This is a genomic window from Desulforhabdus sp. TSK, from assembly GCF_022836495.1.
Taxonomy (GTDB): Bacteria; Desulfobacterota; Syntrophobacteria; order Syntrophobacterales; family Syntrophobacteraceae; genus Desulforhabdus.
The window spans coordinates 1-441 of the sequence record NZ_BQXM01000168.1; the positions used below are offsets into that span (position 1 = coordinate 1).

Consider the following 441-nt stretch of genomic DNA (forward strand, 5'->3'; position numbering starts at 1 on the left):
ACTTCCAGTACTCCACGGCGGCGTCCCAGTCCTCACCCTGCGGGGCGTGGGGCCGGCCCTTCACGAACTCGAAGGTGGTCTCGTCCGGGGCGATCATGCCGGCGCGGGCGCCCGCCTCGATGGACATGTTGCAGATGGTCATCCGAGCCTCCATGGAGAGCTGCCGGATGGCCTCGCCGCGGTACTCCAGGACGTAGCCCTGGCCGCCGCCGGTGCCGATCTTCGCGATGACCGCCAGGATGATGTCCTTGGAGCTGACACCGGGCTTCAGCGTGCCGTCCACGGTGATCGCCATGGTCTTGAAAGGCTTGAGCGGCAGGGTCTGGGTGGCCAGCACATGCTCCACCTCGGAGGTGCCGATGCCCATGGCCAGCGCGCCGAAGGCACCGTGGGTGGAGGTGTGGGAGTCTCCGCAGACCACGGTCATCCCGGGCTGGGTCA

At 68.0% G+C, this 441-nt stretch carries 1 protein-coding gene; it reads right to left on the minus strand.

Annotated features, from left to right (window positions below):
- A partial coding sequence (locus MWC30_RS21980; RefSeq protein WP_368860930.1) for an aconitase family protein occupies positions 1–441 on the minus strand: 441 nt, incomplete at both ends.